This is a genomic window from Kineococcus vitellinus (assembly GCF_009906315.1).
In the GTDB taxonomy this organism is placed as follows: domain Bacteria; phylum Actinomycetota; class Actinomycetes; order Actinomycetales; family Kineococcaceae; genus Kineococcus; species Kineococcus vitellinus.
The window spans coordinates 1-6,020 of the sequence record NZ_JAAALL010000272.1 but is presented as its reverse complement, the minus strand read 5'-3'; the positions used below and the strand labels follow the sequence as shown (position 1 = coordinate 6,020).

6 protein-coding genes and 1 other RNA gene are annotated in these 6,020 nt (G+C 73.2%); all 7 read left to right on the top strand.

Features of this window, described 5'->3' with window-relative positions; genetic code table 11:
• The first annotated feature begins 38 nt into the window (after nucleotides 1–38).
• Nucleotides 39–1,142: a peptide chain release factor 2 gene (gene prfB / locus GTQ99_RS18645; protein ID WP_166617222.1), complete on the top strand. Its 1,104-nt coding sequence runs from the start codon at nucleotides 39–41 to the stop codon at nucleotides 1,140–1,142.
• A 124-nt stretch (nucleotides 1,143–1,266) separates the two neighbouring features.
• Entirely contained in the window at nucleotides 1,267–1,956 is a 690-nt protein-coding gene (ftsE, locus tag GTQ99_RS18640) for a cell division ATP-binding protein FtsE (RefSeq protein WP_166617221.1), read from the top strand.
• Complete coding sequence (ftsX, locus tag GTQ99_RS18635; RefSeq protein ID WP_166617220.1) at nucleotides 1,956–2,861, top strand: permease-like cell division protein FtsX; 906 nt, start codon at nucleotides 1,956–1,958, stop codon at nucleotides 2,859–2,861. The genes ftsE and ftsX overlap by 1 nt, the downstream gene beginning before the upstream one ends.
• A 49-nt stretch (nucleotides 2,862–2,910) precedes the next feature.
• Nucleotides 2,911–3,381: an SsrA-binding protein SmpB gene (smpB, locus tag GTQ99_RS18630; protein WP_166617219.1), complete on the top strand. Its 471-nt coding sequence runs from the start codon at nucleotides 2,911–2,913 to the stop codon at nucleotides 3,379–3,381.
• Between the two features lie 105 nt (nucleotides 3,382–3,486).
• Nucleotides 3,487–3,852: a transfer-messenger RNA gene (gene ssrA / locus GTQ99_RS18625) on the top strand.
• A 102-nt stretch (nucleotides 3,853–3,954) separates the two neighbouring features.
• A complete protein-coding gene (locus tag GTQ99_RS18620) occupies nucleotides 3,955–4,650 on the top strand; it encodes an ABC transporter ATP-binding protein (protein WP_166617218.1) in 696 nt (231 codons plus the stop codon).
• A partial coding sequence (locus GTQ99_RS18615) for an FtsX-like permease family protein (RefSeq protein WP_166617217.1) occupies nucleotides 4,647–6,020 on the top strand: 1,374 nt, incomplete at its 3' end. The genes GTQ99_RS18620 and GTQ99_RS18615, both read left to right, overlap by 4 nt.

Sequence of the window (6,020 nt, the reverse complement as noted above, 5' to 3'; positions counted from 1 at the left end):
GCCGGGGGAGGGGGCGGGCGGACGTAGACTCGCACGTCGTGGCCACCGACTTCCCCGCCGAGATCTCCGCCCTGCGCACGACCTACGGGTCGATCCGGGAGGTGTCGGACCTCGAGGGGCTGCGCAAGGAGCTGGCCGACCTCAACGAGCAGGCGGCCGCGCCGGACCTGTGGGACGACCCCGAGAGCGCCCAGGGCGTCACCAGCCGGCTGTCGTCGGTGCAGGCCGAGCTGGACCGCATCGAGAAGATGGGCTCGCGCATCGACGACCTCGAGGTGCTCGTGGAGCTCGCCGAGGGCGAGGGCGACCCCGACTCCCTGGCCGAGGCCGAGGAGGAGCTGACGAGCATCAAGAAGTCGCTGGAGGAGCTGGAGGTCCGCACGCTGCTCTCCGGCGAGTACGACCCCCGCGAGGCCCTGGTGACGATCCGCTCGGAGGCCGGTGGCGTGGACGCCGCCGACTTCGCGGAGATGCTCATGCGGATGTACCTGCGCTGGGCCGAGCGCAAGCACTACAAGACGGAGGTCTACGACACCTCCTACGCCGAGGAGGCGGGCATCAAGTCGGCGACCTTCAAGGTCGCCGCGCCCTACGCCTACGGCACCCTCAGCGTCGAGCAGGGCACCCACCGCCTGGTGCGCATCTCGCCCTTCGACAACCAGGGCCGTCGCCAGACCTCCTTCGCCGGTGTCGAGGTGCTGCCGGTGGTGGCCGAGACCGACCACATCGACATCCCCGAGAACGACGTGCGCGTGGACGTGTACCGCTCCTCGGGCCCGGGCGGGCAGTCGGTCAACACCACCGACTCCGCGGTGCGCCTGACCCACATCCCCACCGGCATCGTCGTCACCTGCCAGAACGAGAAGTCGCAGCTGCAGAACAAGGCCGCGGCCATGCGCGTGCTGCAGGCCAAGCTGCTGGAGAAGGCCCGCCAGGACCGCCAGGCCGAGCTGGACGCCCTCAAGGGCGAGGACTCCGGCTCGTGGGGCAACCAGATGCGCTCCTACGTCCTGCAGCCGTACCGGATGGTCAAGGACCTGCGCACCAACCACGAGGTCGGCAACGCCGAGGCCGTCTTCGACGGCGACATCGACGGCTTCCTGGAGGCCGGCATCCGCTGGCGCCGCCAGAGCGAGGACTGAGCGCCCCACCCGGGCGGCCTCACCCGCACGGACCAGTGCGGTCGCGCACCGTCAGCGGACCGTAGAGTGAAGGACGGCCAGGCAGCACCACCCCCTCCCGTCCCCGAGACTGGCCACCCACCGAGTGATCACCTTCGAGCAGGTCAGCAAGGTCTACGGCGAGGGGCACCGCCCCGCGCTCGCCGAGGTGACCCTCCAGATCGACCGCGGCGACTTCGTCTTCCTCGTGGGCCCCTCGGGCTCGGGCAAGTCGACCTTCCTGCGGCTGGTCCTGAAGGAGGAGCGGGCGAGCCGGGGGACCGTGCAGGTCGCCGGTCGCGACGTGGGCCGGCTGCGCAGCTGGAAGGTCCCGGGGCTGCGCCGCCAGATCGGCGTGGTCTTCCAGGACTTCCGGCTGCTGGCGGACAAGTCCGTCTACGAGAACGTCGCCTTCGCGCTGCAGGTGCTCGGCAAGCCCCGCCACGTCATCGCCCAGACGGTGCCGGAGACGCTGGGCCTGGTCGGCCTGAGCGGCAAGGAGCGCCGCCGCCCGCACGAGCTGTCCGGCGGTGAGCAGCAGCGGGTGGCGATCGCCCGCGCCTTCGTCAACCGGCCGGCGATCCTGCTGGCCGACGAGCCCACCGGCAACCTCGACCCGGAGACCAGCGTCGGCATCATGAAGCTGCTGGACCGCATCAACCGCACGGGGACGACGATCGTGATGGCCACCCACGACGACGACATCGTCGACCAGATGCGCAAGCGCGTCGTCGAGCTGCGCGACGGCCGCGTCGTGCGCGACGAGGACCGCGGCGTGTACGGGTCGGGCCGCTGATGCGCGTCGGGTTCGTCCTGGGCGAGATGTTCGCCGGGCTGCGCCGCAACATCACGATGACCCTGTCGGTCGTCCTGGTGACCATGGTGTCGCTGTTCTTCTTCGGCGCCGGGCTGCTCGTGCAGCAGCAGGTGTCCATCCTCAAGGGCGACTGGTACGACCGCGTGCAGGTCTCGATCTTCCTGTGCGGGGAGGACAGCCCCGCCGAGGCGTGCCCGGAGGGCGCGATCACCGCGTCCCAGCGCGACGCGCTGCGCGCGCAGCTGCAGGCCGACCCGCTCGTGGACGAGGTCTTCTACGAGTCGCAGGCGGACGCCTTCCGCAACTTCCAGCAGATGTACGACACCTCCATCACGGCCAACGTCACCACCGAGCAGCTGCCGGAGTCCTTCCGGGTGCGCCTGACCGACCCCTCCCGCTACCAGGAGGTGACGGCGGAGTTCGTCGACGCGGCCGGGGTGGAGGACGTGCCCGACCAGCGGGCGATCCTGGAGCCGCTGTTCACGGTGCTGGGCACGGCCACCCAGATCGCCCTGGGCCTGGCCGCGCTCATGCTGCTGTGCTCGGTGATGCTCGTCTCCACGACGATCCGGCTGACGGCGTTCAGCCGCCGCCGCGAGACGACGATCATGCGGCTGGTCGGGGCCTCCCGCGCGCTGATCCAGCTCCCGTTCGTGCTGGAGGGCGTCATCGCCAGCCTGCTGGGCGGGCTGCTGGCCTCGGCGGCGCTGTGGGCGATGGTGCACTTCGGCGTGGCGCGGCTGCGGGCGCGGCCGGGCTTCACCACCCGCCTCATCGACACCCACGACGTGCTGTGGCAGACGGCGCCGCTCATCCTGGCCGTCGGGCTGGTGTTCGCGATCGGCGCATCGCTGTTCAGCCTGCGGCGCTGGCTGAAGGTCTAGACTCGAAGGTCAGCCCGAGGACCAGAGCAGACCACCGAGGAGGAGCGACGTGCCGCGCGAGACCGGTCGCAAGGTGATCGCCAGCAACCGCAAGGCGCGCCACGACTACTTCATCGACGACACCTACGAGGCCGGCATCAGCCTCATGGGCACCGAGGTCAAGGCCCTGCGGATGGGCCGCGCCTCCCTGGTCGACGGGTTCGCCCACATCGACCGCGGCGAGATGTGGCTGGAGGGCGTGCACATCCCCGAGTACGTGCAGGGGACGTGGACCAACCACACCCCGCGGCGCAAGCGCAAGCTGCTGCTGCACCGCGCCGAGATCGACAGGTGGGCCGGCAAGGTGCGCGAGTCCGGCCTGACGATCGTGCCGCTGGCGCTGTACTTCAACGACGGCAAGGTCAAGGTCGAGATCGGCCTGGCCCGCGGCAAGAAGAACTACGACAAGCGGCACACGCTGCGCGAGCGCCAGGACCGCCGCGAGGCCGAGCGCGCCATGTCGATGCGCCAGCACCGCTGAGCCCGCCGCCCCGCGACCGCCCCGTCGCGGGGCCCGGGAACAACCGGCGGGTGCGGGCCGTTGACGTGTACGCTGGCACTGCTGGTGACAGCGACAACTCAACAAGGGGATGACAGGTTTCGACGTCGGTCGTCGAGCCAGGGGAAGCGGGTCGAGGATGCACGGTCATCTCGTCAACGCTCCGTGCAAACCAATAGGTGCCGATTCCAAGCGCACCGAGTTCGCCCTCGCCGCCTGAGCGAGTGCGACTCTGTCAGCCCGGGTGAGCTCCCGCCCCGGGTCCTGGCATCGACTAGGGGGCTCACCTCTCACCGAGGTCGCGTAGGTGAGAGGGACAATCAACGCGGCTGGGCCCGGCGATGACATGCCTGTGTGAGCATCGGGGCCGAGCAGACCGCTGAACAGGATGCACCCGGAGAAGCCCTGGTACCACGCTGACGGACGCGGGTTCGATTCCCGCCATCTCCACCACCTGTCCCGCCCCCGGTCGTACGACCGGGGGCGGACCCCGTCCCGGGCGCTTCCGCCCCCGCTCCGACGCGCCGGTGCCCGCTCTCCCGGCAGCCTCGGGCCATGGACATCCTCACCGCCCGTGGTCTGGTCATGACCTACGGCTCCACCCGCGCCCTCGACGGCGTCGACGTCACCCTGCGCGCCGGGGAATCGGTCGCCGTCATGGGGCCCTCCGGCTCCGGCAAGACGACGCTGCTGCACGTGCTCGCCGGCATCGTGCGCCCCACCTCCGGCTCGGTCGAGCTGGCCGGCACCGAGCTCACCGCGATGAGCGACGCGCGGCGCACGCAGCTGCGCCGCACCGGCTTCGGCTTCGTCTTCCAGTCCGGCCAGCTGCTCGCGGAGCTGCCCGCGGAGGAGAACGCGGCGCTGCCGCTGCTGCTCGGCGGCGCCGACCGGGCGAGCGCCACGGCGCGGGCCCGCGAGGTGCTGGCCCGCCTGGGGCTGGCCGGGCTGGAGCGCCGCCGCCCGGGGCAGCTGTCCGGCGGGCAGGCGCAGCGGGTGGCCATCGCCCGCGCCCTCGTCGGCCGCCCGGAGGTCGTCTTCGCCGACGAGCCCACCGGGGCGCTGGACCAGGCCACCGGCCAGGAGGTCCTCGCGCTGCTGACGGGCGCCGCCCGGGCCCAGGGCTCGGCCCTCGTCGTCGTCACCCACGACCCCGGGGTCGCCCGCTGGTGCGAGCGCACGCTGGCCGTGCGCGACGGGCGCGTCGTGCAGGAGTTCCGCGCCCCGCTGACCGCGGCGGGGCAGCCGTGAGGGGGGCGCTGCGGCTGTGGCTCTCGCTGGCCCGGCACGTGCAGGGCACCCGCTCCGGCGGCGGCCGGCTGCCGAGCGCGCTGGCCGTCGTGGCCTTCGCCGTCACCACCTGGTCGGTGCTCACGGTCGCCGGGGGCGTGCAGGCCTTCGCCGAGCGCGCGGCCGCCCCCGGCGCCGGCTCCGACGCGCAGACCTACCCGTTCCTGTCCTGGGTGTCGGTGGCCCTGCTGCTCGTGCCCACCGCCACCCTGGGGGCGGCGGCGGCCCGCCTGACCGTCGCCCGCCGCGACGAGCGGCTCGCGCGGCTGCGCCTGGCGGGGGCCACCAGCGCCCAGATCGGGCTCATCGCCCTGCTGGACGCGGCGGCGCAGGCCGTCGCCGGTGCCGCCCTCGGCGTGGTGGCCAACCTGCTGGCCACGCCCGCGGTGGCGCTGCTGCGCTTCCAGGGCCGCGCCTTCGAGCCGGCCGAGCTGCGGCTGGGGCCGGGGGCGGTGCTGGCCGCGGCGGGCGCGGTGCTGCTGGTCTCGCTGCTCTCGTGCGCGCTGAGCCTGCGGCGGGTGGCCATCACCCCCCTCGGCGTGGCGCAGCGCCTTCCGGTCGCCGGGCTCAGCTGGGCGCGGGTGCTGCCCGTGCTGCTGCTCGGCGGCGCCTTCGTGGCCGCCTTCAACGCCGCCGGCGCGCTCTTCGGCGTCGGGCAGGCCTTCGGGGTACTGGTGCTGGTCGGCCTGCTCGCCGGCGCCTTCGCGCTCTTCAACCTCGTCGGCCCGCTGCTCGTGTCCGTGCTGGGCCGGCTGCTGGCGCGGCGGGCCCGCGGCGTGCCGACGCTGCTGGCGGCCCGCCGGATGGCCGACGACCCCAAGAGCACCTGGCGCAGCGTGGGCGGGATCTCGCTGGTGACCTTCGTCGCCGGCTGCCTGAGCGTGACCCCCGGCCTGACCGCCGGCGCGCAGGAGGGCGAGCAGGTGCTGATGGCCGACGTCGGGACCGGCGCGGCCGTCACCCTCGTCATCGCCGCGGTCCTGGCGGCCGTCTCCACGGGCGTCACGCAGGCCTCGCGGGTGCTGGACTCGCGCGCGCAGTACCGCACCCTGCACCTGGGCGGCGCCGACGTCGCCGTCCTGCACGCCGCCCGCTCGCGGGAGACGTGGGTGCCGCTGGTGGTCACGATGGGCGGGGCGGCGCTGCTGTCGCTGCTCGTCGTCTCCCCGGTGGTCGGATTGCTGGGGTCCGCGCCCGTGGGCGTGCTGCAGTTCGCCGGCTGCGCGGCCGGCGGGGCGGGGCTGGTGCTGCTCGCCTCCCGCGCCAGCAGGCCGCTGGTCGAGGCCGCGGCCGTGGGGGAGGGCTCAGCGGGAGGCTCGCGGGAGGGCTCG